Annotated in this window: 21 protein-coding genes; 11 read left to right on the forward strand and 10 right to left on the reverse strand. The window is 48.5% G+C overall.

Annotated elements, in window-relative coordinates:
• Positions 1–9: 9 nt before the first annotated feature.
• Both LZD49_RS13915 and rsmH read right to left on the reverse strand, forming a co-directional pair.
• A complete protein-coding gene (locus tag LZD49_RS13915; RefSeq protein WP_234668174.1) occupies positions 10–420 on the reverse strand; it encodes an FtsL-like putative cell division protein in 411 nt (136 codons plus the stop codon).
• 164 nt (positions 421–584) lie between these two features.
• Positions 585–1,502, reverse strand: coding sequence for a 16S rRNA (cytosine(1402)-N(4))-methyltransferase RsmH (gene rsmH, locus LZD49_RS13920; protein ID WP_234668175.1), 918 nt, complete (start codon positions 1,500–1,502; stop codon positions 585–587).
• A gap of 140 nt (positions 1,503–1,642) precedes the next feature.
• Here rsmH and LZD49_RS13925 point away from each other — a divergent pair, with 140 nt between their 5' ends.
• From LZD49_RS13925 to LZD49_RS13940, 4 genes are all read left to right on the forward strand, one after another.
• A complete protein-coding gene (locus LZD49_RS13925; protein WP_234668176.1) occupies positions 1,643–2,890 on the forward strand; it encodes a peroxiredoxin in 1,248 nt (415 codons plus the stop codon).
• Positions 2,891–3,022: 132 nt separating this feature from the next.
• Positions 3,023–3,490, forward strand: a complete 468-nt coding sequence (locus LZD49_RS13930; protein ID WP_234668177.1) for a MarR family winged helix-turn-helix transcriptional regulator — start codon at positions 3,023–3,025, stop codon at positions 3,488–3,490.
• A 36-nt stretch (positions 3,491–3,526) separates the two neighbouring features.
• A complete protein-coding gene (locus LZD49_RS13935) occupies positions 3,527–5,932 on the forward strand; it encodes a 3-hydroxyacyl-CoA dehydrogenase/enoyl-CoA hydratase family protein (protein WP_234668178.1) in 2,406 nt (801 codons plus the stop codon).
• Positions 5,933–6,076: 144 nt separating this feature from the next.
• A complete protein-coding gene (locus LZD49_RS13940) occupies positions 6,077–6,520 on the forward strand; it encodes an Rrf2 family transcriptional regulator (protein ID WP_234668179.1) in 444 nt (147 codons plus the stop codon).
• Here the strand turns inward: LZD49_RS13940 and LZD49_RS13945 are convergent.
• From LZD49_RS13945 to dctA, 7 genes are all read right to left on the reverse strand, one after another.
• Positions 6,512–8,161, reverse strand: coding sequence for a hypothetical protein (locus LZD49_RS13945; RefSeq protein WP_234668180.1), 1,650 nt, complete (start codon positions 8,159–8,161; stop codon positions 6,512–6,514). The two genes, LZD49_RS13940 and LZD49_RS13945, sit on opposite strands and share 9 nt — an antisense overlap.
• A 4-nt stretch (positions 8,162–8,165) precedes the next feature.
• Positions 8,166–9,113 (reverse strand): glycosyltransferase, encoded by a 948-nt coding sequence (locus LZD49_RS13950; protein WP_234668181.1) that lies wholly within the window; start codon positions 9,111–9,113, stop codon positions 8,166–8,168.
• A 54-nt stretch (positions 9,114–9,167) separates the two neighbouring features.
• Entirely contained in the window at positions 9,168–10,244 is a 1,077-nt protein-coding gene (locus LZD49_RS13955) for an NAD-dependent epimerase/dehydratase family protein (RefSeq protein ID WP_234668182.1), read from the reverse strand.
• A gap of 241 nt (positions 10,245–10,485) precedes the next feature.
• A complete protein-coding gene (locus LZD49_RS13960) occupies positions 10,486–10,740 on the reverse strand; it encodes a hypothetical protein (RefSeq protein WP_234668183.1) in 255 nt (84 codons plus the stop codon).
• 77 nt (positions 10,741–10,817) lie between these two features.
• Positions 10,818–12,551, reverse strand: a complete 1,734-nt coding sequence (locus LZD49_RS13965; protein ID WP_234668184.1) for a M3 family oligoendopeptidase — start codon at positions 12,549–12,551, stop codon at positions 10,818–10,820.
• Between the two features lie 29 nt (positions 12,552–12,580).
• Positions 12,581–12,775, reverse strand: coding sequence for a DUF433 domain-containing protein (locus LZD49_RS13970; RefSeq protein ID WP_310590489.1), 195 nt, complete (start codon positions 12,773–12,775; stop codon positions 12,581–12,583).
• Positions 12,776–12,807: 32 nt separating this feature from the next.
• Positions 12,808–14,079, reverse strand: coding sequence for a C4-dicarboxylate transporter DctA (dctA, locus tag LZD49_RS13975; RefSeq protein WP_234668186.1), 1,272 nt, complete (start codon positions 14,077–14,079; stop codon positions 12,808–12,810).
• A 223-nt stretch (positions 14,080–14,302) separates the two neighbouring features.
• Here dctA and LZD49_RS13980 point away from each other — a divergent pair, with 223 nt between their 5' ends.
• From LZD49_RS13980 to LZD49_RS14005, 6 genes are all read left to right on the forward strand, one after another.
• Entirely contained in the window at positions 14,303–14,650 is a 348-nt protein-coding gene (locus LZD49_RS13980; protein ID WP_234668187.1) for a DUF6686 family protein, read from the forward strand.
• A gap of 9 nt (positions 14,651–14,659) precedes the next feature.
• The gene (locus LZD49_RS13985) at positions 14,660–15,490 is read left to right on the forward strand and encodes a hemin ABC transporter substrate-binding protein (protein ID WP_234668188.1); all 831 of its coding nucleotides are present in this window, start codon (positions 14,660–14,662) and stop codon (positions 15,488–15,490) included.
• A 7-nt stretch (positions 15,491–15,497) separates the two neighbouring features.
• Entirely contained in the window at positions 15,498–16,604 is a 1,107-nt protein-coding gene (locus LZD49_RS13990; protein WP_234668189.1) for an iron ABC transporter permease, read from the forward strand.
• On the forward strand, positions 16,577–17,389 hold the full coding sequence (locus LZD49_RS13995) for a heme ABC transporter ATP-binding protein (protein ID WP_234668190.1): 813 nt from the start codon (positions 16,577–16,579) through the stop codon (positions 17,387–17,389). Before LZD49_RS13990 ends, LZD49_RS13995 begins: the two co-directional genes overlap by 28 nt.
• A gap of 35 nt (positions 17,390–17,424) precedes the next feature.
• The gene (locus tag LZD49_RS14000; RefSeq protein ID WP_234668191.1) at positions 17,425–18,471 is read left to right on the forward strand and encodes a hemin-degrading factor; all 1,047 of its coding nucleotides are present in this window, start codon (positions 17,425–17,427) and stop codon (positions 18,469–18,471) included.
• A 287-nt stretch (positions 18,472–18,758) separates the two neighbouring features.
• Complete coding sequence (locus LZD49_RS14005) at positions 18,759–21,311, forward strand: adenosylcobalamin-dependent ribonucleoside-diphosphate reductase (protein WP_234668192.1); 2,553 nt, start codon at positions 18,759–18,761, stop codon at positions 21,309–21,311.
• A gap of 55 nt (positions 21,312–21,366) precedes the next feature.
• On the opposite strand, the gene purB is transcribed toward LZD49_RS14005, so the two are convergent.
• Positions 21,367–22,722 carry an adenylosuccinate lyase gene (gene purB / locus LZD49_RS14010; RefSeq protein WP_234668193.1) on the reverse strand — a complete coding sequence of 452 codons (1,356 nt, stop codon included), beginning with the start codon at positions 22,720–22,722 and terminating at the stop codon, positions 21,367–21,369.
• A 155-nt stretch (positions 22,723–22,877) separates the two neighbouring features.
• On the opposite strand from purB, the gene LZD49_RS14015 reads away from it, so the two are divergent.
• Positions 22,878–23,618: an MIP/aquaporin family protein gene (locus LZD49_RS14015; RefSeq protein WP_234668194.1), complete on the forward strand. Its 741-nt coding sequence runs from the start codon at positions 22,878–22,880 to the stop codon at positions 23,616–23,618.
• Positions 23,619–23,621 lie beyond the last annotated feature (3 nt).

The following is a 23,621-nucleotide window of genomic DNA, read 5'->3' on the forward strand; positions in this document are numbered from 1 at the left end:
AAAAACGGCTTATTCGTCTTCTTTTAAAATGATTTTTTTAGGCGGGGTCAAATTCTCGACCAGCCCTTCCGCCTGGACCTTTTCCACGACCACCGACTGCTTACCGGCCCGTTCATATTCCGCGTGAATGGAAGTATATTCTGCTTTCAGGTCGTCGACCTCCTTTTTAAGTTTGATCGCCTTACGCACATATTCTTCTGATTGAAAACCAATCCGTTCGTAAGCTACCAGCAACACGATCACCCAACCGAAATAGTAAAAGTATTTAACGGGCAAACGCTCTTCCTGGCCCGGCACTTTTTCGCCGAAAACTTTATCGAGTGGCAAAAACTTGTTCAGCCAGTTGAATAAATGATATTCCCGCTTCCGCTTGGGCGGCTTCGGGGGAACAGGCTTAGGACGTTTTTTATTTTCAGCCATGTTTCAACGTTACGTTAAGTATTTAATCAACTTGCACTTAACCAGGAGATTATCATTCCTCGTCAGGTGTTGTCAGGAAATGGCATTGATGGCAACTATTCTCTTTCAATAAATTTTAGTAACTACTTCCGACAGCGCCTGACCATTTATATACACCGGTACGGTTACGCCTTTTCCGCAACACGCAACTTGGCGCTTCGGGCGCGCGGGTTCAGCGCCACCTCCTCCGCTGTCGCTTCGATCGGCTTGCGCGTCACGCTTTTCAGCGGCTTGACCTCGTTCCCATAAAAGTCTTTTTCGACTTCTCCGTAAAACTTCCCTTTCTGGATATAATTCTTCACCAGCCTGTCTTCCAGCGAGTGGTAAGACATCACCACCAGCCTGCCGTCGGGCGCCAGCACTTCCGGCACCTGTGCCAGGAATTCTTCCAGCACCGCCAGTTCATCGTTCACTTCAATACGCAATGCCTGAAACACCTGCGCGAAATACTTGTTTTCACGATGTTTCGGCGCATAACGCAAAAGAATGCCCTTCAGGTCATTAACGGTTTCGATTGGCGAATTATATCTGGCAGCGAGAATGGCTTCCGCGGCCGTGCGCGCATTCGTCACCTCTCCATACATGCCGAGAATACGTTGCAATTCCCCTGCCGAGCGCGTTTTGAGCACTTCCCGCGCTGTTTTCTCGATATTTGGGTTCATGCGCATGTCCAGGTCGGCGTCAAAACGGGTAGAAAACCCCCGCTCGGGCGTGTTGATCTGGTGCGACGAAACACCGAGGTCCGCCAGAATGCCATTTACCTGCGGGGCCTTGTTCAGTTTCAGGTAGCGTTTGAGGTGCCTGAAATTGGCCGGGATGAATGTAAACCGGCTGTCATCCTTAAATTCCAGGGCATTAGCGACCGCATCGGGATCCTGATCGAACACCAGCAGCCGGCCTGTCGTGAGCTTTTCCAGAATGGCCCGCGAATGCCCGCCACCTCCGAAAGTAACGTCGACATAAATGCCATCGGGCTGTATTTGAAGGCCTTCCAGACACTCGGGTAACATGACGGGAACGTGGTAAGTACTAGGTGAATCCATTTGTTAAAAGCAATGTACTGAGGAACTATTTCCGGCAAAGCGGCAGTTACAAACTTAGCAATTTTCAAGCGTAGGAATCGCGCCCGACTTGGGAATTAATTTTAACACCACTCATGTCATTAAACACCATTATGTTAAATATGAGACTCCTGTTATCGTTCGGAATACTTTCATTTTTCGCCATTATCACTGCCTTCCGGTCTGGTCCGGTAACCCCGCCACAAAACGGTATCTGGCGCGCCACATTGAGCCGTGACAATCAGAAACTCCCTCTTATTCTGGACATTGCCAGAAACAGCGACGGTAAGACTTACACCGTCAATATCATCAATGGAACCGAGAAGCTGAAAATGGACAGCAGTTATTTCCAGAACGACTCTCTGGTAATTCCCATGATGATGTTCGATGCCAAAATCATCGCCAAATCCACCGGCGACGGGCTTAAAGGAACATACTACCGGTATGCCAACGGCACCGTAACAGGCTCTTTGCCATTTGAAGCGGTACAAGGAGAAAATTATAAGTTTTACAAAAAAGGTGAAGCCAAAAGCACCCGTAATGTGGCTGGAAAATGGGCTACAACACTTAAAAACCCTGCAAGCGGAGACGAAACCATTGCTGTTGGAAACTTCACCCAGCAAGGCACCGATGTGACGGGTTCATTTTTGACACCCACCGGCGATTACCGCTTCCTCACCGGCAGCGTGAATGGCGACAGCCTCTATTTATCAACTTTCGACGGCTCCTTTGCCATGCTTTTTAAAGCTGGCTTCCAGCCTGACGGCTCTCTGAAAGGCAATCAATGGTCCGGCGTAAAAGCATTTAAAACCTGGACCGCGAAGCCAGACCCACAAGCCAAGCTCCCGGATGCTACCAAAATGACATTCCTGAAACCGGGCTTCGAAAGCGTCGATTTTTCACTTCCGGATACCAAGGGCAAAACATGGACATTGAAAGATCCCCGTTTTGTCGGCAAGCCCGTCATCATCCAGATCATGGGCTCATGGTGTCCCAATTGTATGGATGAAACCAACTACCTGGCTCCCTGGTACGAAAAAAACAAAAAACGCGGCGTTGAGATCATCGGACTTTCCTTCGAACGTTCGGATAAACCCGAAATCGCCAACCCTAAAATTGACCGCATGGTAACCCGCTTCGGCATCAGCTACCCGGTAGTGCTTGCCGGAACAAGCTCCGACGCTTCCACCGCCAAGGCATTGCCGATGCTGAACAAAGTAATGTCGTATCCGACGACGATTTTTATCGATAAAAACGGCAAGGTCCGTGAGATCCATACCGGCTTCAATGGCCCGGGCACCGGCCATTATTACGACGAGTTCGTGGCCGATTTCAATAGCTTAATGGATAAGCTCATCAGCGAAAAGTAATAGCAGCACACCGTCACATGCTGAGGCGGTGTGTTTTTTATTGGTGTCAAATTGGTATGCTTGCATAATACTGGCCACATTGCTTACATTTGTGATAAGGGCATTCTCTGATACCAATAGCTTTTTGACACGATGCGCAAGGAAAAAACAATCGACTTCCAGATTAAATGGGCCTGGCATTCCATTTCACGAATGTACAATGCCTACGCTGCCCGTTTTGACACCACCATGGCCGTCGGGTATGTCCTGTTAAATATTGACATCGAAAACGGCACCCCGGCCACTAAAATAGCTCCCTTGCTTGGTATGGAGCCGCGCAGCCTTGTGCGGATGCTGAAAAACCTCGAAGAAAAGGGACTTATCCGACGCGAGGTGAGTAAAGATGACAAACGCTTCGTGCGGATCGTGCTCACTGAGCTCGGCATGGAGAAACGTGAAGTGGCACGCGAGGGTGTAATTTCGTTCAACACCTTGATCCGGGACAAGATCCCACTCGACAAGCTCGTCGTATTTTTTGACGTCATCAAAGAAATAAACCGATTGGTGGAAGATGAAAACCAAAAACTGAAAGCTGGGGAGATCACCGAAGACTTTCAATAACCATCAATCCAATCCTGAAAACCAACCTTAGTAAAAATGAATCGTTCCATTCGTAAAGTAGCTGTTCTTGGTTCAGGCATTATGGGTTCGCGCATTGCGTGCCATTTTGCCAATATAGGTGTTGAAGTGCTTTTGCTCGACATTGTCCCGAAAGACCTTAACGACGCCGAAAAAGCAAAAGGCATTACCACCGATCATCCAGCGTTCCGCAACAGGATCGTGAATGATTCTTTCCAACAGACCTTAAAAGCGACGCCGGCGTCGTTATACAGCCCGGCATTCGCGTCGCGGATTAAGCTTGGCAACTTCGAGGACAACCTGGCCGATATCAAAAATTACGACTGGATTATCGAAGTGGTAGTGGAACGGTTGGACATTAAAAAAAGCCTTCACGAAAAGGTAGACGCGCTTCGCAAGCCGGGCACCTTGGTAACCTCCAATACTTCGGGAATCCCCATTCATTTAATGGCGGAAGGCCGGAGCGAGGATTTCCGCAAGAATTTTGCTGGCACGCACTTTTTCAACCCACCGCGCTACCTGCGCTTGCTCGAAATCATCCCGACGGCGGACACCGATCAAACCGTGATCGATTTCCTGATGCATTATGGCGAGCTTTTTCTCGGAAAAACGACCGTTCTCAGCAAGGATACGCCAGGCTTTATTGCCAACCGACTGGGCATTTACGCATTAATACAAACCATCCGCGTGGCCGAAGAAATGGGCCTGAGCGTAGATGAAGTGGATAAACTAACCGGCCCGGTAGCCGGGAGGCCCAAATCGGGGACTTACCGACTTTCGGATCTTGTCGGACTGGATACCACCATACATGTTGCAAACAACCTTTACGCTGCCGGTGAAGGGAAGGATGAATCACGCGACGGTTTTGTGCTGCCCGAAATCATGCAAAAGCTGTTTGAAAACAAATGGCTGGGAGATAAAACGGGCCAGGGGTTTTACAAAAAGATCAAGGATGACAAAGGCAAATCGGTAATTCTCGCGCTGGATTTTAAAACACTGGAATATACGCCGTCTGGTAAGGTCAAATTCGACACGCTCGAAGGCACCAAGTCTATCAGCGATGTGTACAAGCGGTTTGGCGCTTTGGTAGCGGGCAAGGATAAAGCCGGCGATTTTTACAGAAAGACATTTGCCGACATTTTCAAATATGCCACTTTTCGCATTCCTGAAATTTCCGACGAAATATTCCGCATCGATCAGGCCATAACCACCGGTTTCGGCTGGCAATACGGCCCTTTCGAAACCTGGGATGCCATCGGCGTGAAAAGCATGCTGGCGATCATGGAATCGTCGGACCTCAAACCAGCCGAATGGGTCTACGAAATGCTGGCTGCCGGTAACGAATCCTTTTACAAGGTCGAGAATGGCAAGCGGTTGTATTATGACATTCCTTCCAAATCTTACAAAAAGATACCTGGTCAGGACAGCTTCATTTACCTCAGCAACCTTTCCAACAACATCGTCTGGAATAACGCCGGGGCAAACCTGTATGACATTGGTGACGGTATACTGAACCTCGAATTCAAATCCAAAATGAATACGATGGGTTCAGAAGTGATCGAAGGAATCCAGAGAGGGATTAGCATAGCGGAAAAGGATTTCCGCGGATTGGTGGTTGGTAATGAGTCGGTTGAGGCATTTTCTGCGGGCGCTAATCTGGCGATGCTCTTCATGTATGCTGTCGAGCAAGAGTTTGATGAGATCAATATGGTGATTGCCCAGTTCCAGCAAACGATGATGCGGGCACGGTATTCATCGATCCCGGTGGTGGTGGCACCTCACACGCTCGCACTCGGAGGTGGTTGCGAGCTCACATTGCACGCGGACAAGGTAGTCGCACATGCGGAGACTTATATCGGGCTTGTCGAATTCGGCGTTGGCTTGATCCCGGCGGGCGGCGGCACGAAGGAAATGGCATTGCGTTGCTCTGACATGTACCAGTCCGGCGATCCCGAGCTGAACATTCTCCAAAATGCATTCATGAACATAGCACAGGCGAAGGTATCCACTTCCGCGCATGACGCGAAAGCCATGAACTACCTGCAAGAAAAGGATCAGATCGTACTCAACCGTTCCAGACTGATTGCCGAGGCAAAACAGGCCGCTATTGATCTTGCAGAAAATGGCTACACCCAGCCGAAACCGCGAAATGACATCAAGGTACAGGGTAAAACGGGTATCGCATTATTCCTGGCGGGCATAAGCCAAATGCGTCTGGCCAATTACATTACCGATCACGACGCGAAAATCGCGGGTAAGCTGGCTTATGTGATCAATGGCGGTGATTTGAGTTATCCGCAACTTGTTTCGGAACAATATCTGATCGATCTGGAAAGAGAAGCGTTCCTATCGCTTTGCGGCGAAAAGAAAACCCTCGAAAGAATGCAGGGGCTTCTGAACGGCGGAAAGCCCCCCAGAAACTAATCACGGAATTATTGTTTCACCAATTTATGTTCTGTTGGATAGGATATTTGTTTAAAAATCCGAAATTTAGAACTAGTCAAAGCAAAAATTTGCAGAAACCGGTTCATCTTTACGCTTGCTGACCCAAAGTACATTTGATCGACAATGATTTCTAAAAAAGCTAAATACGCGCTTAAGGCCCTCAAAGTTCTGGCAGAACAATACGGAAAAGGACCGGTATTGATATCTTATATCGCTGAAAAAGAGAAGATTCCGAAAAAATTCCTGGAAGCAATCCTGCTTGACCTACGGAACAACGGCGTGCTCCAAAGCCAGAAAGGCAAAGGCGGGGGCTACCTGTTGCGCGTGCCTCCGGGGGAAGTTAATTTCTCCAAAGTACTGCGGATCATCGATGGCCCCATCGCGCCGGCACTTTGCGTTTCCATGTTTTTTTATGGTAAATGTGATGATTGCAAAGACGAAGAAACATGCAGCCTGCGCACCGTGCTGGAAAGATGGCGCGATGCCAACCTCGCGGTACTTGACAGAACTACGCTAAGCGACCTCTTGCAGGCCGAAAACACCACCGCGACCGATATTTTATCGTAAGGCCGGACGGCGGTCCGTCGGGCGGCGGTCCGCCGCGTAGCGGTCGTTGCGGACGTAGAGCCGCACATCGTCGAATTCGCCCAGGAAAGTGTAGTGATTACGAATATATTGATTCAACTCAGGGTAACTTTCGATGCCCTGAGTTTTTTTGTCCTGTACCCAAACGCTATTTTTTCCCACCGCGTCCAGTACAAACGCGGGTTGGGTTCGCGCAAGGTCCGATAGGTAGCGTTTACGGTAAGTCTCGCGCATCGGATGTTCGAAAATCGAGCGCTCAGAATGGTTCTCTGCGGTACCTTCCGCTAGTTGAGCTTCAACATAATAGGTACAGTTCCAGCCCCACACAGCCATATAGTCACCTTTTTGTTTCCTTTCTAAAATTCTCGTCACAACCGGGCTTTCGCGAAGTGTTGTCTTGCCTACTGAATCGAAGGCGTTCAATCGGCGCTCTTTTACGAAATGTAAAGCATCGTAGCCGCCGAACCAAAGCACTATTACTGCCGGAAACGCCGGTGACCAGCTTTCAACGGCAGATAGGCCATAAGCAGCGAGTAATGTCCAGGGAATTATGCAGAAATTGAGGTAATGTATAAAATCGTTGCCCGATTTGGTAACTGCGTAGATGCTTGTGAGAACTAGAAAAAGGATCGTGAATGGGACGTAAAAATCCAATTTACCGGGTACATACAGCCTTATGATCCTAACCAGGCCGATTACCATCGGGACGATCAGTGCAAGCGAAAAAAACTGAAAGTCTATCGACAGGGCGACGATTTTGTAAAATTGCGCAGGAATTTCTCCAAAGGTGGCACCGCCAGCATAAATCGCGTTTCCAAGCACATAAAAATCAATCAAATCATCGAAAACATCGAACGTTAAAGTGAATGCCAGGAAAAGGAGCGGCACGGTGAGCCCGCCCACTATCAATGCAATAGCAGATTTGAGCTCCCCGAATCGTTGAAAACGTTGGAACAGAACCCAGAAGGCCGATACCACGATCACAGCAACGAGCGGAACAGCTTGCAGTTTGCTAAAAGGAACCGCGCCTGCGACAAGGCCAAGGAAATAGAGGCCGCTGGCAGACGACGCATTTTTTGGATCGAGCTGTGAAAGTTGATAAATGCAAAATGCCAGCAGTAACACGGGAAGCTGCTCACTCGAATAATGCACAAAATCGATTTCCTGTGTGAATGCCAGGAACAATAATGGGACAATGGAAATACGTCGCGCTATGGATGTTCCAAACCAGTTCTTTAGCACCGAAAACAGCAAAAGCCATGCTCCTGCGATACACAATAGCCCCATAAGGCGGCCGGAGCTGTAATCAATCTGGAAGCCAAGTAGTTTCGGAATGACTAGCAGATAATTGTCCAACGGACCGATGGTAGTCCCATCTACAGAACGCCAAAACACCGGATCTTGCACGAGCGTCAGTGCGTGACTTGCCATCTGGCTTTCATCCACATTGAGTTCACGGTTGAAAACAATAATCGGCAACCGCATGAGAACCAGCAGGATAATACCGGTACATAGGTAAACCCTATTCGATATCGATTGAGATTGCGAAGCAAAAATGACAAACCCCGCCAATAAGTAGCCGATAAACCAGTATACCGTGGGGGAACTGTCGAAACTGAACATACGATTAGCTGAAAGACTCTACTTTTTCGACAAAATCGCGGTAGTGTACAGCTGGGATAAAATGTTGCTGCGAACGATATTGCAACACCATAAACACCAGAAAAAGAGAAATCAGAAACGATTGCAGCATCAGGATAACCAGTGTGCTGCCCAATGTCGAAGCCCACCCCGGCGTAGCATTTCCGATCAGTTTCAGGAAAAGAATAAAGAAAATGAAAGTGATGGCAATCCCCGACATAAAGATCGAGAAGATCAGTATGCGCACGGCCGTGGTATCGACCATAACCGAAATAGCGCTCAAACCGTGAAGCACCAACGAAACAAAGTTCATTTTGCTCTCACCGGCGAGCCTGGTGGCGCGGTTAGTCAATACCGAATCATACGGAATGCGCGATTTGATAATGCCACCCGGATAGTTGTTCCATATCTCGGAAACGCGAACGAGGTTTTGCAAACGGCTTTGGGGAATCAGGCTGAAATTCCCGAAAGTGATCACCTTGCCTGTCAGCAGCTTGAACACATATTTGTAAATCACATAAAAGGACCTGAACAAAAGGCCCTCCGTACGCTTGTTGCGCTCCGCAAAGATGATCTTGTCTGGCACCTCTACTGACCTCGCTACCAGCTTGTTGATATCGCCGGGTGCATCCTCTCCATCTGCATCCATCACGATCACCTTGTCGCATTGCAAGTGTTCGGCCACGTACGAAAGTCCGATGGCAATCGCCTTCTGATGGCCCAGGTTGCGATAAAGCCGCAGGAGTTTAACTTCCTTGCCCCCGAATGCAGCAAAGGGTTGGGTTCTTGCCGTGGAAGAGCAATCATCCACGACGAGCAGCGTCGTATTTTGAAGGATTGGGGTATTTAAATCCGCATTAATCTTTTGAATCAGCAGATTCAGCGCCTCCCAGTCATTGAATTGGGGTATAATAATGACGTAATTTTCTGGCATGGGAGAGAGTTACGAAAGCCTCCGGAAGGCGATTCCGGAGGCTTTGAGTGTGATTTAAACAGTTTTTACGCCTAGTCTGGAAGAGATTCCGTCGTGGATCTGCGTAAGTGTTTCCGTCAGACCGTATTCCCAGTTCCAGTCGGGATAGTGGGATTTGAACTTCGAAAGGTCGCTCACGTACCAGATATGGTCTCCGACGCGGTTAGTTTCCGAATATGAGTAGGAAAGTTTGTTACCAGTAATCTGCTCGCACAATGCAATCGCTTCCAGCATTGAGCAGTTGGCAAAACGGCCGCCGCCCGCATTATAAACTTCGCCCGGACGTGGGTTTTGATAGAAGTGCCAGAACATGTTCACCAGGTCGTGGCTATGAATATTGTCGCGTACCTGCTTGCCTTTGTACCCGAAAATTGTGTAATGCGTTCCGGTAATGGCACATTTCATCAGGTAAGCCAGGAAGCCGTGCAATTGAGCGCCGGAGTGGTTAGGTCCTGTAAGGCAACCTCCACGGAAAACAGCCGTTTTCATTCCAAAATAACGACCATATTCCTGCACCATAATGTCGGCAGCTACTTTTGATGCTCCAAAGATCGAGTGTTTTGTATGGTCGATACTATGGTTCTCGTCGATTCCATTGATAAAATATGGATGACTTTCGTCGATTTCCCAGCGGGTTTCGAGCTCTACGAGTGGCAGATAGTTCGGATTATCTCCGTAAACCTTATTAGTAGAAGTGAAAATAAATACGGCCTCAGGTGCATGCAAACGGGTCATTTCCAGCATGTTCAATGTACCGACCGCATTTACACCGAAGTCGGTGAACGGCTCGCGCGCTGCCCAGTCGTGGCTTGGCTGCGCTGCGGCGTGAACGATCATTTTAATATCCGTCCCGTACTCTTTGAAGATCGGTTCGAGCTGGCTTACCTCACGGATATCGGCAGAGTAGTGCTTGTAGTTGCCAAATGCCTCTTCAATCCTGTTCCGGTTCCATTCTGTATTCCCGTCCGCTCCGAAGAAATATTGACGGAGGTTGTTATCGACTCCGATGACCAGATCAAACTTGTCTGCCAAAAAAGCAACCGATTCACTTCCAATTAGTCCGGCCGAGCCGGTGACCAAAGCTATGTTCATATTTTGAAGACTTTTTAATCGCTTATATCTTTTCTAAAATTTCGGCTTCGCCCTACCTCGAGTACGTAAAGTAAATTAAAAATGTTCAATTGTCACAACTTCACTTAGTCAATGGACGGATGCCAGAAGGATAATACGCCTGGTGCAATATTAAAATTGTTCAATACGGGAGAAAACTGTGCAAAAAAAAGATATCCCCATTTTGTGGGGATATCTGATATATTTTCTCAATCAATGGTTGCTATTCTTTCACCAGCGAGCTAGGAATTTTACCACCGTAGAGCTTTGCACGAATGTCGTTCACGCGTGAATCAAGCTCAGGTTGTGCATCATACTTGAATGACATCTGACGTGGCAGAGAATCGGGGCTTACGCCGTACACCCATTCGTTACCGGCATTCACATCTTTCTGCTCCTTGCGGTTGAATCTTTGGTATTCGCAGGAAGAAAGGAGCACCACACACGCAACAAAAGCAACTATTTTATTGAATTTCATTTCTTTGATCGTTCATAGTATTGTGCGCAAAAATAACCGCCAATTTCATAACCACCAAATTACAGGTTACTGAAATATTATTTTTTTAACACGGCCAGTTCGTCGCGTACAAACTGCATCAGCTCAGCGATGTTCCGCTCCGAAAAATCGAACGGAATGTTTGCTGCCTGGTAAATTTCGCCGATTGTAGCGGTATAACCCAGCTTCAACGCATCCAGGTAACCTTTCAGACCTTTCGCCGGGTCCTGGCGGTAGTTTTTCCAAACCCCGATAGCCCCCAGTTGAGCAATACCGTATTCGATGTAATAGAATGGCACTTCGTAAATGTGCAACTGTCGCTGCCAAAGATACTTTTTGAAATTTTCCAATTCCGACCAGTCCATGACCGAGTCGGTAAACTCTTCATAAATGCCCGTCCAAGCTTCGGTACGCTGTTCGGGCGTGTGCTGCGGGTTCTCGTACATCCAGTGTTGGAATTTATCCACAGTCGCTACCCACGGCAACGTTTCGATGATCGATTCGAGGTGGGTGATCTTCGCACGTTTCAGATCTTCTTCATTTTCAAAGAATTCATCCCAAAAATCCATTGTGATCAACTCCATCGACATCGATGCCAGCTCGGCCACTTCCGAAGGCGTATGCTTGAACGAATTCAATGCGAGGTCGCGCGTCACGAGCGAATGCACCGCATGCCCGCCTTCATGCAGGAGCGTTACCATATCGCGCAGATTTGAGGTTGCATTCATGAAAATGAACGGCACACCGATTTCGTCCAGCGGATAATTGTAGCCACCCGGTGCCTTGCCCTTCCGTGATTCGAGGTCGAGGTGCTTCATGGTTTTCATAATCCTAAGGCAATCGCCCAGGAACGGATCGAGGCGCGAGAATGCGTGGATTGTCTTATCCAGCAGCTCTTCGCCGGTTTCAAACGGTTTCAAAGGCGGTAATCCTTTTGGATCGACTTTCGTATCCCACGGGCGGAGCGCCTCCACTTGCAGTGCAGCCTTACGCTCTGCTGCCATTTCATTTAAAATCGGCACCACGGCCTTTTTCACCGAACCGTGAAAGTTGAAACAGTCCTGTGGTGTGTAATCGAAACGGCCCATTGCAGCGAACATATAATCGCGGTAGTTGCTGAAGCCGGCATTAATGCCGACCTGATTGCGTACACCTACGAGTTTGTTCAGCAAATCATCCAGTTTCTCGTGGTCCTCGTAACGACGACCGCTAATGGCACGCCAGGCTTCTTCACGCACATTTCTATCCGTTGATTGCAGACGGTCGGCGGCGCGCTGCAAGGTCATTTCCTCGCCATCGAGCGTGACAGTCATTGCACCGGCAATCGCGCCATATTTGCGTTCTTCGGTCTGCATTTCGGTGATCAGCGGGATATTTTCGTCGCGGAAAATCTCGATCGCCTTCTTCATTCCGCGGAGTGTGATCGTGAAACCGGGGTCAGTCAGCTCGCCGAGGAACGGGTTATTTACAACCTTCTTGTCGAGCGCATTGCCATATTCTGCCAGTTTTGGCTGAATTTCAGTAATAAAGAATTGCAACGCATTAATGAGGCCGGTATTCGCCGTGTCGCAAGTCTGGCGGATGTAGCGCCAAGCAAAATTCTCCGACAGATAGGACTCGATTTCACTGCGATCGGAAAACCATTGTTTCAAATCCTCTGCGGACTTGATTTCCCTGTTTTTCAGATCTTCGAAGAAAGGCTGGACATCATCCCATTTCTTCAAATCAAATTCTTCCCCAATGAAAGGCCTTTTCGACCGGCTTGGTATGTGAAGTGTTTCCTGATTGGACATATAAAAGGTACTTTGTTAGAAATTCAAATTTACACTTGATACATCGATGCCGCCAGAATGCATTCGTGACTTAAACCAGGATACATTCTCATCCAGTCAAAAACCGTCGCGCCCTCGCGCAGTTTTCTTTGAATCAATTCCACCGATATTCGGGTTCCTTTGATTACCGGCTTGCCTTGCATGATGCCAGGATTGGAAGTAATATATTGCTGATCACTCATCATTAACAAACAGCTCTCAATGTCTTCTCCTGTCACTACAACTTCCTCCCCTCCGGCTGCGTAACATCGCTCAAATTATCGGTCACCACATTCTCCGTTTCCTGAATATTATTGAACGCATATTCCATTTTACTCCGGTCGAACTCTTTTTCATTATTGGCCAGCCAGATGGTCGCGACACCGTTGCCGATGAAGTTGGTGATTGCGCGCGCTTCGGACATGAAACGATCCACGCCCAGCAGAAGTGCCAGGCCTTCGACAGGAATCACCTTAATAGCCGTCAATGTCGATGCTAGCACAACAAAACCGCTGCCCGTCACACCCGCTGCGCCTTTGGAGGTAACCATTAATATCCCGATCAGCGAAAATATCTGGCCCATATTTAAATGCACATTGAAAACCTGCGCAAGAAAGATTGTCGCCATCGATAGGTAAATGGTCGTTCCATCTAGGTTGAATGAATATCCTGCCGGCACTACGAGACCAACCACCGGCTTGGAGCAGCCCATTCGTTGCAACTTGTCCATTAATGAGGGCAAGCCCGCTTCCGAAGAGGAAGTCCCGAGCACGATCAGCAACTCTTCCCGGATGTATTTCAAAAACCGCCACAGGCTGATTTTGTAAGTCCTCAATATCAATCCCAATACCCCGAAAATAAACACAGCCATGGTTGCGTACACGGTTCCCATCAATTTGGCGAGCGGTAGCAGTGTATGGATGCCGTATTTGCCAATGGTAAATGCCATCCCGCCAAATGCCCCGATGGGTGCGAAGATCATCACGAGGTGCAACGCGCGGAACACATATTTGGAGATAAAATTCAAGCCGTCGATAATGCGCTGCTTGGCGTCGATCCGGCTCAACACCGAGCCGAACACCAGGGCAAAAAGCAATACCTGCAATGTTACATTATCCAAAAAAAATTGCAGCCAGCTGAAATCGTGTGCCTTACCAGCATATTTGGAAATATCCCCTCTTTCAAGCGAAGTTGTCACCACGCCGTCACCGGGCCGGATAATGTTGGCGACGATAACGCCTACGAGCAACGCGAGCGTCGTCACTACTTCAAAATAAAGCAGTGCTTTGGCACCCACTTTTCCTACCTTTTTCAGATCGCCCATTCCGACGATGCCCAGCGTGATGGTCAAAAAGATGATGGGATTGATAAAAAGCTTCACTACCGAGATAAATCCCTCGCCGAGAAATTTCATTTCAACCGCCTTGTCGGGCAAGTAGTGGCCGAGCAATGCCCCGGAGGTAATGGCGGTCAGGACCCAGAAGGTCAGGTTGGTAGCAAGCTTTTTCAACAGCGATAAGGTATAGGAATGAAACAGATCGTATCGGCCGTCACCCCAGAGAGTTGGGCAACTTATCAATTTACAATAATAAGAAGTCTGTCAGACGATTTCCGGAAGGCAGGGTGAAATTTTTATTAGTTATTTATACTTGGTCTAAATTAATAACATATATTTGCCTTAGACAAATGGCGAAATTCAGGAAAGCACTCAAATCCATGATTATTAAAAGTCTATGCAAGAGGATTCGCATTCATACAATTCACTACGGATTTTGAGCCAAACGGCTAAGGGTTACGTTGGACAGTGTCACTGCTGTACGCATTTCAATTTTGCCTACGGAAATGTCCTTTTTGTGTTTACAGAGGATGGTTTGAGGGGATTTCAATCCGTATTGTATGGCGACTACCCCATGCATAGCCTTGCGGAACCGCTTCCGCATGGCAAAACCCATTTACTACCATCGCCCATCCCGAATTTCATGCTTTCTTTTGACGATGTCGAATTAGAAGAGATCAGAACGATGTTTCAGGAAGCGCTGCTGGTTTTGGAAGTGGATAAAATATTTTCCTATAAAAAGTAAAACCCTGAAATGCTTTCTGTTTCGAGAATTATAATCTGTTTCTTCCCGATTTTCTTCGCATGCGGGCTTTCGTCTGCCAAAGCACTGCGGATCGTCTCTACCAACGGCACATTGAGCGAAATCCTTGTCGGGCTTGGTTTGGAAAAGCAGATCGTTGGTGTGGACGTCACCAGTACCTACCCCGCTTCCCTTGAAAAACTCCCTAAAATCGGCCATAACCGCACCATCGCGGCCGAAGGAATACTTGCATTGAATCCGGACGTGATTCTTTACACCGACCAGAGCATGATCTCACCGACCGTTGTGAAGCAGCTTACCAGCAGCGGTAAAAAGCTGGTCATGTTCAAACATGAATACTCCAAAGAAGGTGCGATTAAGCTGATCCGCGAAGTAGGTGCACATTTCAACACTAATGCGCAGGCCGAAAAAATGGTCAAAGCACTGCAAGCTGATCTCGCAAAGATCCCCGCGCCTTCAGACCCGAAAAAATTACTGTTCATTTACGCCCGGGGAACAGGCACATTAATGGTTTCAGGAACAGGTACTTCGCTGGACAAAATGTTTGCATTGACGGGACATACAAATGCCGTTACCGGTTTCCCCGATTTTAAACCACTGACAGCCGAATCACTGATCACCGCCAATCCCGATGTATTGGTCCTGTTTTCCAGCGGACTCGAAAGCCTCGAAGGCATAGACGGGCTATTGAAAGTACCCGGCATCGCAAACACCAATGCGGGTAAAAACCGGAAGATTGTAACCATGGACGGCCAGTTTCTCACCGGCTTCGGGCCCCGGCTCGGCAAAGCCGCCATTGAACTTTCCCAAAAAGTAAAATGACGAGGCGATGCTGACAGAAACGGTAAACGAGCGGGAAACGAGGACGTCGGAAACTTTCCAAAAACACATGTTGCCTTCCACAACAGGCAAGATGGCATGGATATTGGGAACGATCCTGCTTGCCTGCGTCATTTTCTCTGCCTGCACCGGCGCTTTGTCCATTTCCGTGCGTGAGCTTTGGGAGATTATTGCTTTCAAATTGGGTTGGATTTCGCAAACGCAGGTCGAAGAACAAAAATCGATCGTCTTCTGGATCATCCGACTGCCAAGGGTATGCCTCGCCGTGCTGATCGGTGCTGCCCTGGGCATTGCGGGCGCCTCGCTTCAGGGGCTTTTTCGCAACCCGATCGCTGATGCCACGCTAATTGGCGTCACGTCCGGTGCGTCGCTTTTTGCGGTATTTGTCATTATGCTCAACGTTAAATATTTCGGAATGCTGAATGAGCTTGCGGGCGCATACGGCATTTCGTTCGTCGCATTTCTCGGCGCTGCATGCACGACATTCCTCGTGTACCAGCTTTCGAAAGTGACCGGCGACGGCGGCATCACCACGCTGTTGCTTTGCGGGATTGCTATTAACGCATTTGTAGGTGCTATGACAGGACTGATGACCTACCTCGCCGATGACGCACAGCTCCGCAATATCACATTCTGGAACCTCGGCAGCCTGGGCGGCGCCAGCTGGACTTCCGTCATGGCCGTGGGGCCGTTTGTAGCGGTCTCCATTCTTTTCATGCCCTATCTTTCCAAAGCATTGAACCTGCTCGTGCTTGGCGAAAGCCAGGCCGCCAGTTTGGGCGTGAATATGAAATCATTGAAACAAAAAGTGATCATCCTCGCGACTATGGGCGTTGGCGCATCGGTGGCCGTAGCCGGGACGATCGGGTTTGTAGGATTGGTTGTACCACATATTATACGCACATTGTTCGGGCCCAACCACCGGACGCTCATCATCGGGTCGGCCTTGTCGGGCGCTATTGTGCTCACATTAGCCGACACGCTCTCTCGCACTATCGTAGCACCATCAGAGCTCCCAATCGGCATTCTCACGGCCATGCTAGGCACGCCTTTCTTCATCTATATTTTATGGGAACAAAAACGGAAGCGGCTATGATCGAGGTGAGAGGTGCGGGTTTTGAGGTTCGTAGCAGAAAATTGCTGGAAAACGTGAGTTTCTCAGTCAACCCAGGCGAGTTTTGGGCGATTGTCGGGGCTAATGGTGCCGGCAAATCGACGCTGATCAAGCTGCTCTCGGCGGAGCAAACTGCTACTTCGGGATCGGTGCAGTTCCATGAGCGTGACCTGAGAAAGTATAAACTAAAAGAGCTGGCCAAGAAGCGGGCGGTATTGTCGCAGCAGAACAATATCACGCTTTCCTTTACCTCCCAGGAGATCGTGCTGATGGGCCGCTACCCATTCTATGACGCCGACCCGACGCCGCGTGACATCGGGATCGTTGATTTGTGTTTGAAAAAAGTGGGAATTGGCCATTTAAAAAAACGTCTTTACCCTACACTATCCGGTGGCGAACAGCAACGTGTGCAACTCGCACGGGCGTTGGCGCAGGTGTGGGAGATCGAAAACGGCCTATTGCTCCTCGACGAACCTACGACCGGGATGGACCTCTTGCACCAGTATGAGACATTTCAACTGGCCAAAGAGCTGACCCGGAAAAATTTCGCAGTAATCGCCGTGGTCCACGACCTAAACCAGGCATTACAATATGCAGACCGTGTACTGATGCTTAAAGCCGGACGCACACACGGCGTCGGTGCACCGGAAGATGTTTTGACAGAGCAAGCCATTCATGAAGCATTTGGCCTCCCGGTGCAGATTATCCAGCCGGAACTAACGCCCTATCCGGTAATCGTGCCCCATGTGGCACCAGTTTCATTTTAATACCCTGATTTATCACTATCCAAAAATAGCAAGACATGAAGTCAACCCTATCACCAGAAAGAACTGAATTGAAAGAACGTTGGGCGGAGTACAAGCTCGCCAACCCTAAAACGCGCATCCGTGATGACGCCAAAGCCCTGGGCACCTCGGAAGCGGAACTCCTTGCAACCGGTATTGGAGCAAACGTGCAGCTGCTCGACGGCGATTTCAGGGAGCTGATCAAAGAAATGGGCACCCTCGGGCACGTGATGGCACTTACACGCAACGACCACGTCGTGCATGAGCGCAAAGGTATTTACGAGAAAATTTCATTTAATAACCACGTCGGCCTGGTCCTGGGCGAGGATATCGACCTCCGTCTGTTTCTGGGCGACTGGAAATTTGGCTTTGCCGTTTCAGAAAATGACCGTTTCAGCCTGCAATTCTTCAACAGCTTCGGCGAAGCGGCACATAAAATTTACCTCACCGAAAAAAGCAATAAAGAGGCCTACGACGCCTTGGTAACAAAATACCTCGCCGCGGACCAGGAAGTAAATCTTTTTGTAAGTGAGAAAAAAGAAAAGTCTCTTGAGCCCGACGAGGCCTTTGACCTCGATAAGGCCGCATTCCAGCAGGAATGGCTTGCACTAAAAGACACACACGATTTCTTTACATTACTTCGCAAATACAACCTATCCAGAAAACAGGCATTGAGCAATGCGCCGGAAGGCTACGCACACCGCATTAAGCCGGAGAGCATGAAAATCCTATTCGATGCGATTTCAGAAACAGAACTACCGATCATGGTTTTTGTATCCAATCCGAACTGCATCCAGATACACACCGGCCCGATTAAGAAAATCTTCGTCATGGGCCCGTGGCTGAATGTAATGGATCCGGAATTCAATCTGCATTTGCGGGAAGATGCCATCGACGAGGCGTGGGTTGTCAGAAAACCTACCGAAGACGGTATTGTAACCGGCATCGAGCTGATCGACAAGAACGGTGTGATGTTCAATCAATTCTTCGGAAAGCGCAAGCCGGGCATTCCCGAACTAGCAGAATGGCCCGCGCTGATTGAGCAATACGCGATCAGACTTTAACTGCATCGTCACAGTAAAAATGACTTAAGATAAAATTTCGCCATAGTAATTAAAAATTGCCGGCTTCCTCATGAGCCGGTTTTTTTTGTTAATAAAAAGTGCTGGCAATCAGCAACCTGAAAAATAAATTTGCAAACATTTAAATTTTTCAAAGAATTTAAGTTCTTGATAAACAAAATATTAAATCATTTTTTTTGTAAACTTTTTTAAAAATTAATTTTTATAACCCCTCAAAATATTTACATTTGAATATATAAAACTCAGCATATCTTCACTGACGCCAACTAATGGAAACCATAAAATCTTCACAATCAGAACGAACCTATACGAGTGACGAAGCATTTCAGGCATCACTGGCGTATTTCAAAGGGGACGATCTCGCAGCTCGGGTGTGGGTCAATAAATATGCCTTGAAAGACTCGTTTGGGGCGATCTACGAAGCAACTCCCGACGACATGCACCGCCGCATCGCTTCCGAGATCGCACGCATCGAACAACGCTATCCAAACCCTTTGAGCGAAGCCGAAATTTTCGATTTGATCAAGGATTTCAAATATATTATCCCGCAAGGCAGCCCGATGACGGGCATCGGTAATCCCTACCAGATCGCCTCGCTTTCAAACTGCTTCGTGATCGGCAACAATGGTGAATCCGACTCCTATGGCGGCATTATGAAGATCGACCAGGAGCAGGTGCAGCTCATGAAACGTCGCGGTGGTGTGGGCCATGACCTCTCCCATATCCGCCCCAAAGGCTCTCCGGTAAAGAACTCCGCATTAACGTCCACCGGCATCGTGCCGTTTATGGAACGCTTCTCCAACTCCACACGCGAAGTAGCGCAGGACGGTCGCAGGGGCGCATTAATGCTTTCGGTATCCATCAAACACCCTGATTCCGAAAGTTTCATCGACGCCAAATTGGAACAGGGCAAGGTTACCGGCGCCAATGTGTCGGTGCGGATCGACGACGAATTTATGAAAGCTGTGGATTCGGGAGCGAGCTATCGCCAGCAGTACCCGATCAAAAGCGACAGCCCAACCCATACCAAGGACATCGACGCGACAGCACTCTGGAAAAAGATCGTCCATAATGCCTGGCAATCGGCCGAACCGGGTATTCTGTTCTGGGACACGATCATTCGCGAATCCGTACCTGATAGCTACGCCGACCTCGGTTACCAGACCATTTCGACTAACCCATGCGGAGAAATCCCGCTTTGTGCATATGACTCATGCCGTTTGTTGGCTATTAATCTGTTCTCCTACGTTGAGAATCCATTCACTAACAAGGCGAAATTCAACTGGGAGCTGTTTAAGAAGCATATTGCCGCAGCCCAGCGCATGATGGACGACATTATCGATCTGGAACTTGAAAAAATAGACGCGATCCTGCGAAAGATCGATGAAGATCCCGAAGACGCCGAAGTAAAACGTGTAGAGCGTAACCTCTGGCTCAATATCCAGACCAAAGCACAAGAAGGCCGCCGCACTGGCATCGGCATCACGGCTGAAGGCGACATGCTGGCGGCATTGGGCCTTCGCTACGGCAGCGACGAGGGCAATGCATTTGCCGTTGAAATCCACAAAAATGTTGCCCTGGAAGCATACCGCGCATCAGTTCATACGGCGAAAGAAAGAGGCGCATTCTCGATTTTCGATTCGGAAAGGGAGAAAAACAACCCGTTCATTCTCCGCTTGAAAGAGGCCGACGCCCAGCTTTATTACGAAATGCTGGAATACGGCCGCCGGAACATCGCATTGCTGACGATCGCTCCCACCGGAACAACCAGTCTGATGTCGCAAACCACATCGGGTATCGAGCCCGTATTCCTGCCTGTTTATAAAAGAAGAAGGAAGGTTAATCCGAATGATCGGGACATTCGCGTCGATTTTGTGGACGAGGTAGGCGATTCCTGGGAAGAATATGTTGTTTTTCACCACCGTTTCAAGGAATGGATGGAGGTGAACGGCTTCGATATCACCAAAAATTATTCGCAAAAAGATCTTGATGAACTGGTTAAAAAGTCGCCTTACTACAAAGCCACTTCCAACGATGTGGATTACCTCAAAAAGGTAAAAATGCAGGGGGCGATCCAGCAATGGGTAGATCACTCGATCAGCGTGACCATCAATATGCCGAACGATGTGACCGAAGAGCTCGTCGGCGAATGCTACATGGAAGCCTGGAAAGCGGGTTGCAAAGGTGTTACTGTCTACCGTGACGGCTCGCGTTCAGGTGTATTGATTGCCAACACCGAGAAAAAAGAAGAACATGCCGAAGGTGTCCAGACTCCTTTTCCGACCGAACGCCCTCAAACACTCGCAGCCGATGTAGTGCGTTTTCAAAACAAAAAGGACAAATGGATCGCGTTCATCGGTCTGATCGAAGGTCGGCCCTATGAGATCTTCACCGGTTTTGCGGATGACGAAGATGGCATTTTGATCCCTAGGTGGGTGAATGAAGGGGTGATCATCAAAAACCGGGAGTCTGACGGCAGCTCACGCTATGACTTTCAATATAAAAATACCCGCGGCTATAAGACTACCATCGAAGGGCTATCCCATAAATTTAATCCCGAATACTGGAATTATGCCAAGCTAATTTCCAGCACATTGCGTCACGGAATGCCTATTGAAAAGGTAGTTGACCTGATCAGCAGCCTTCAACTCGACGAGGCCATCAACACCTGGAAAGCTGGCGTAGCCCGGGCATTAAAACGCTATATCCCCGACGGCACCGAAGCCATAAAGCAGAAATGCCAGAACTGCGGCTCGACGAATCTTCTATACCAGGAAGGTTGCCTGACTTGCAAAGATTGCGGCTCGTCGAAGTGTGGATAATAATTTAAATGATTGAATGAGTGAATAATTACTATTTATTCACTCATTCAATCATTTAAAAAGTATCCTCCACCACGCCCAGGTAGTTAAAAGGCGTTAGCGCGCGGAGTTCTTCGCGAATTTTTTCGGACACGTCCAATGTCTCTATAAAGCGGGAAATAGAATCGTGGGTGATTTTTTCGTTGGTACGCGTCAGCTCTTTTAGCGCCTCATACGGTTTCGGATAGCTTTCGCGGCGCAGGATTGTCTGAATCGCTTCGGAAACTACCGCCCAGTTTTCTTCAAGATCCCCCTTCAGTCTTTCACCATTCAGTTCTACTTTGCCTAATCCTTTGAGCAGGGAGTTTAGAGCAATGGCCAAATGCGCGATAGGGACGCCGATATTCCGTAGTACGGTTGAGTCGGTGAGGTCACGTTGCAGACGGGAAATAGGAAGTTTTGCTGCGAAATGCTCGAATAATGCCGATGCCAGTCCGAGGTTACCTTCCGAGTTTTCGAAGTCGATTGGGTTTACCTTATGTGGCATAGCCGATGAACCAACTTCTCCCGCCTTGATCTTTTGTTTGAAATAACCCATCGAAATGTACGTCCACATATCCCGATTAAGATCTGTGAGGATTGTGTTCAGGCGTTTCAAACAATCGAATGTGGCAGCCAGGTTGTCGTAATGCTCGATCTGCGTGGTATGACGGCTTCTTTTCAAACCTAAACCTTCCACAAAATGGTGACCAAATGCCATCCAATCCTGCTTGGGATAGGCCACGTGATGCGCATTGAAATTTCCCGTAGCTCCACCGAATTTTGCCGAATGGGGAATTTTGTCGAGCATTTCCAACTGCCGCTCCAGACGCTCCACAAAGACCAGGAACTCCTTACCTACGCGTGTAGGAGAAGCAGGCTGCCCGTGTGTATGCGCAAGCATCGGTACGTTTTTCCATTCGATCGACATTCTTTTCAATACAAACAGCACCTGACGGAATAATGGTTTGATATTCCGCTCCAACGCGTCTTTCAACGACAGCGGAATCGCCGTGTTGTTGATGTCCTGTGAAGTTAGACCAAAGTGGATAAATTCCTGAAAGGATTCTATGCCGAGCTTTTCGAACTGTTCCTTAATGAAGTATTCAACCGCTTTTACATCGTGGTTGGTTACCTTTTCGATGTCTTTTATATGCAGTGCGTCAGCCTCGCTGAAATCCTCATATATCTTGCGGAGCAACGCGTATTTTTTCTTGTCAAATTCTGATAGCTGTGGAAGGGGAATTTCGCAGAGTGCAATGAAATATTCGATTTCCACATACACCCGGTAATAAATCAGGGCATATTCCGAGAAATAGGCCGAAAGTTCAGATACTTGTTTGTAATAACGACCATCAACCGGAGAGATAGCCGTAAGCTGATTTAATGACATGATTTTCAATACAAAAATTGATTATCAGGCAAAGTTAGCAGAATTAAGCGTGCTAAAATGGTAAAACGGAAACGAAAAATTCTTTTTGGGATTGGAAATAGAAATTATAAAACAATTCGCATATTCGCTCATTAACCTTTGATTATCCAAACCTTATGCAGCCTTCCCCTTTTATCGGAGAATTAGTCGGAACCATGGTCCTCATTTTATTAGGCAATGGCGTAGTCGCCAATGTCGTATTGAAAAAGACAAAGGGGGAAAGCGCCGGATGGATCGTGATCACGGCGGGATGGGCATTCGCGGTGATGATCGGGGTTTTTACTGCCAACGCATTCGGAAGCGCTGCCGCGCATCTGAACCCGGCGGTAACAGTAGGCTTTGCGGTCCTTAAAAATGATTACAGCCTCGTGGCAAGCTACATTCCGGCACAGCTTATAGGGGCATTTCTGGGTGCAGTGCTGGTGTGGCTGCAATATCTACCACATTGGAAAGCGACGGAGGATGGCGGGGCGAAGCTGGCCTGTTTTTCCACCGATCCGGCCATCAGAAGCACAGGGGCCAACTTCCTGAGTGAATTCATCGCTACCGTCGTATTGATTGTCGGCATTGTGGCTATTGGCTATGCCGGAACTTCCGATCCGGAAAAAGGCGGCATCCCCTCGGGCGTAACACCGTATCTTGTCGGAATGCTGGTTTGGAGCATTGGTCTGTCATTGGGTGGCACTACCGGATATGCCATTAATCCTGTGCGCGATCTCGGTCCGCGCATTGCCCACGCCATTCTGCCGATTCCCAATAAGGGCAGCTCTGACTGGGGCTATGGCTGGATCCCCGTGGCGGCCCCCATTGCGGGAGCCATCATCGGTGGATTGATTCTGCGTGGCTTTTCTATGTGATTT

The sequence above is a fragment of the Dyadobacter sp. CY261 genome, from assembly GCF_021440085.1.
GTDB lineage: Bacteria > Bacteroidota > Bacteroidia > Cytophagales > Spirosomataceae > Dyadobacter.

What these genes read in the sequence shown, in the direction of transcription:
- LZD49_RS13915 (WP_234668174.1), bottom strand. Translation starts at nt 420, where the DNA reads ATGGCTGAAAATAAAAAACGTCCTAAGCCTGTTCCCCCGAAGCCGCCC.
- rsmH (WP_234668175.1), bottom strand. Translation starts at nt 1,502, where the DNA reads ATGGATTCACCTAGTACTTACCACGTTCCCGTCATGTTACCCGAGTGT.
- LZD49_RS13925 (WP_234668176.1), top strand. Translation starts at nt 1,643, where the DNA reads ATGAGACTCCTGTTATCGTTCGGAATACTTTCATTTTTCGCCATTATC.
- LZD49_RS13930 (WP_234668177.1), top strand. Translation starts at nt 3,023, where the DNA reads ATGCGCAAGGAAAAAACAATCGACTTCCAGATTAAATGGGCCTGGCAT.
- LZD49_RS13935 (WP_234668178.1), top strand. Translation starts at nt 3,527, where the DNA reads ATGAATCGTTCCATTCGTAAAGTAGCTGTTCTTGGTTCAGGCATTATG.
- LZD49_RS13940 (WP_234668179.1), top strand. Translation starts at nt 6,077, where the DNA reads ATGATTTCTAAAAAAGCTAAATACGCGCTTAAGGCCCTCAAAGTTCTG.
- LZD49_RS13945 (WP_234668180.1), bottom strand. Translation starts at nt 8,161, where the DNA reads ATGTTCAGTTTCGACAGTTCCCCCACGGTATACTGGTTTATCGGCTAC.
- LZD49_RS13950 (WP_234668181.1), bottom strand. Translation starts at nt 9,113, where the DNA reads ATGCCAGAAAATTACGTCATTATTATACCCCAATTCAATGACTGGGAG.
- LZD49_RS13955 (WP_234668182.1), bottom strand. Translation starts at nt 10,244, where the DNA reads ATGAACATAGCTTTGGTCACCGGCTCGGCCGGACTAATTGGAAGTGAA.
- LZD49_RS13960 (WP_234668183.1), bottom strand. Translation starts at nt 10,740, where the DNA reads ATGAAATTCAATAAAATAGTTGCTTTTGTTGCGTGTGTGGTGCTCCTT.
- LZD49_RS13965 (WP_234668184.1), bottom strand. Translation starts at nt 12,551, where the DNA reads ATGTCCAATCAGGAAACACTTCACATACCAAGCCGGTCGAAAAGGCCT.
- LZD49_RS13970 (WP_310590489.1), bottom strand. Translation starts at nt 12,775, where the DNA reads ATGATGAGTGATCAGCAATATATTACTTCCAATCCTGGCATCATGCAA.
- LZD49_RS13980 (WP_234668187.1), top strand. Translation starts at nt 14,303, where the DNA reads ATGCAAGAGGATTCGCATTCATACAATTCACTACGGATTTTGAGCCAA.
- LZD49_RS13985 (WP_234668188.1), top strand. Translation starts at nt 14,660, where the DNA reads ATGCTTTCTGTTTCGAGAATTATAATCTGTTTCTTCCCGATTTTCTTC.
- LZD49_RS13990 (WP_234668189.1), top strand. Translation starts at nt 15,498, where the DNA reads ATGCTGACAGAAACGGTAAACGAGCGGGAAACGAGGACGTCGGAAACT.
- LZD49_RS13995 (WP_234668190.1), top strand. Translation starts at nt 16,577, where the DNA reads ATGGGAACAAAAACGGAAGCGGCTATGATCGAGGTGAGAGGTGCGGGT.
- LZD49_RS14000 (WP_234668191.1), top strand. Translation starts at nt 17,425, where the DNA reads ATGAAGTCAACCCTATCACCAGAAAGAACTGAATTGAAAGAACGTTGG.
- LZD49_RS14005 (WP_234668192.1), top strand. Translation starts at nt 18,759, where the DNA reads ATGGAAACCATAAAATCTTCACAATCAGAACGAACCTATACGAGTGAC.
- purB (WP_234668193.1), bottom strand. Translation starts at nt 22,722, where the DNA reads ATGTCATTAAATCAGCTTACGGCTATCTCTCCGGTTGATGGTCGTTAT.
- LZD49_RS14015 (WP_234668194.1), top strand. Translation starts at nt 22,878, where the DNA reads ATGCAGCCTTCCCCTTTTATCGGAGAATTAGTCGGAACCATGGTCCTC.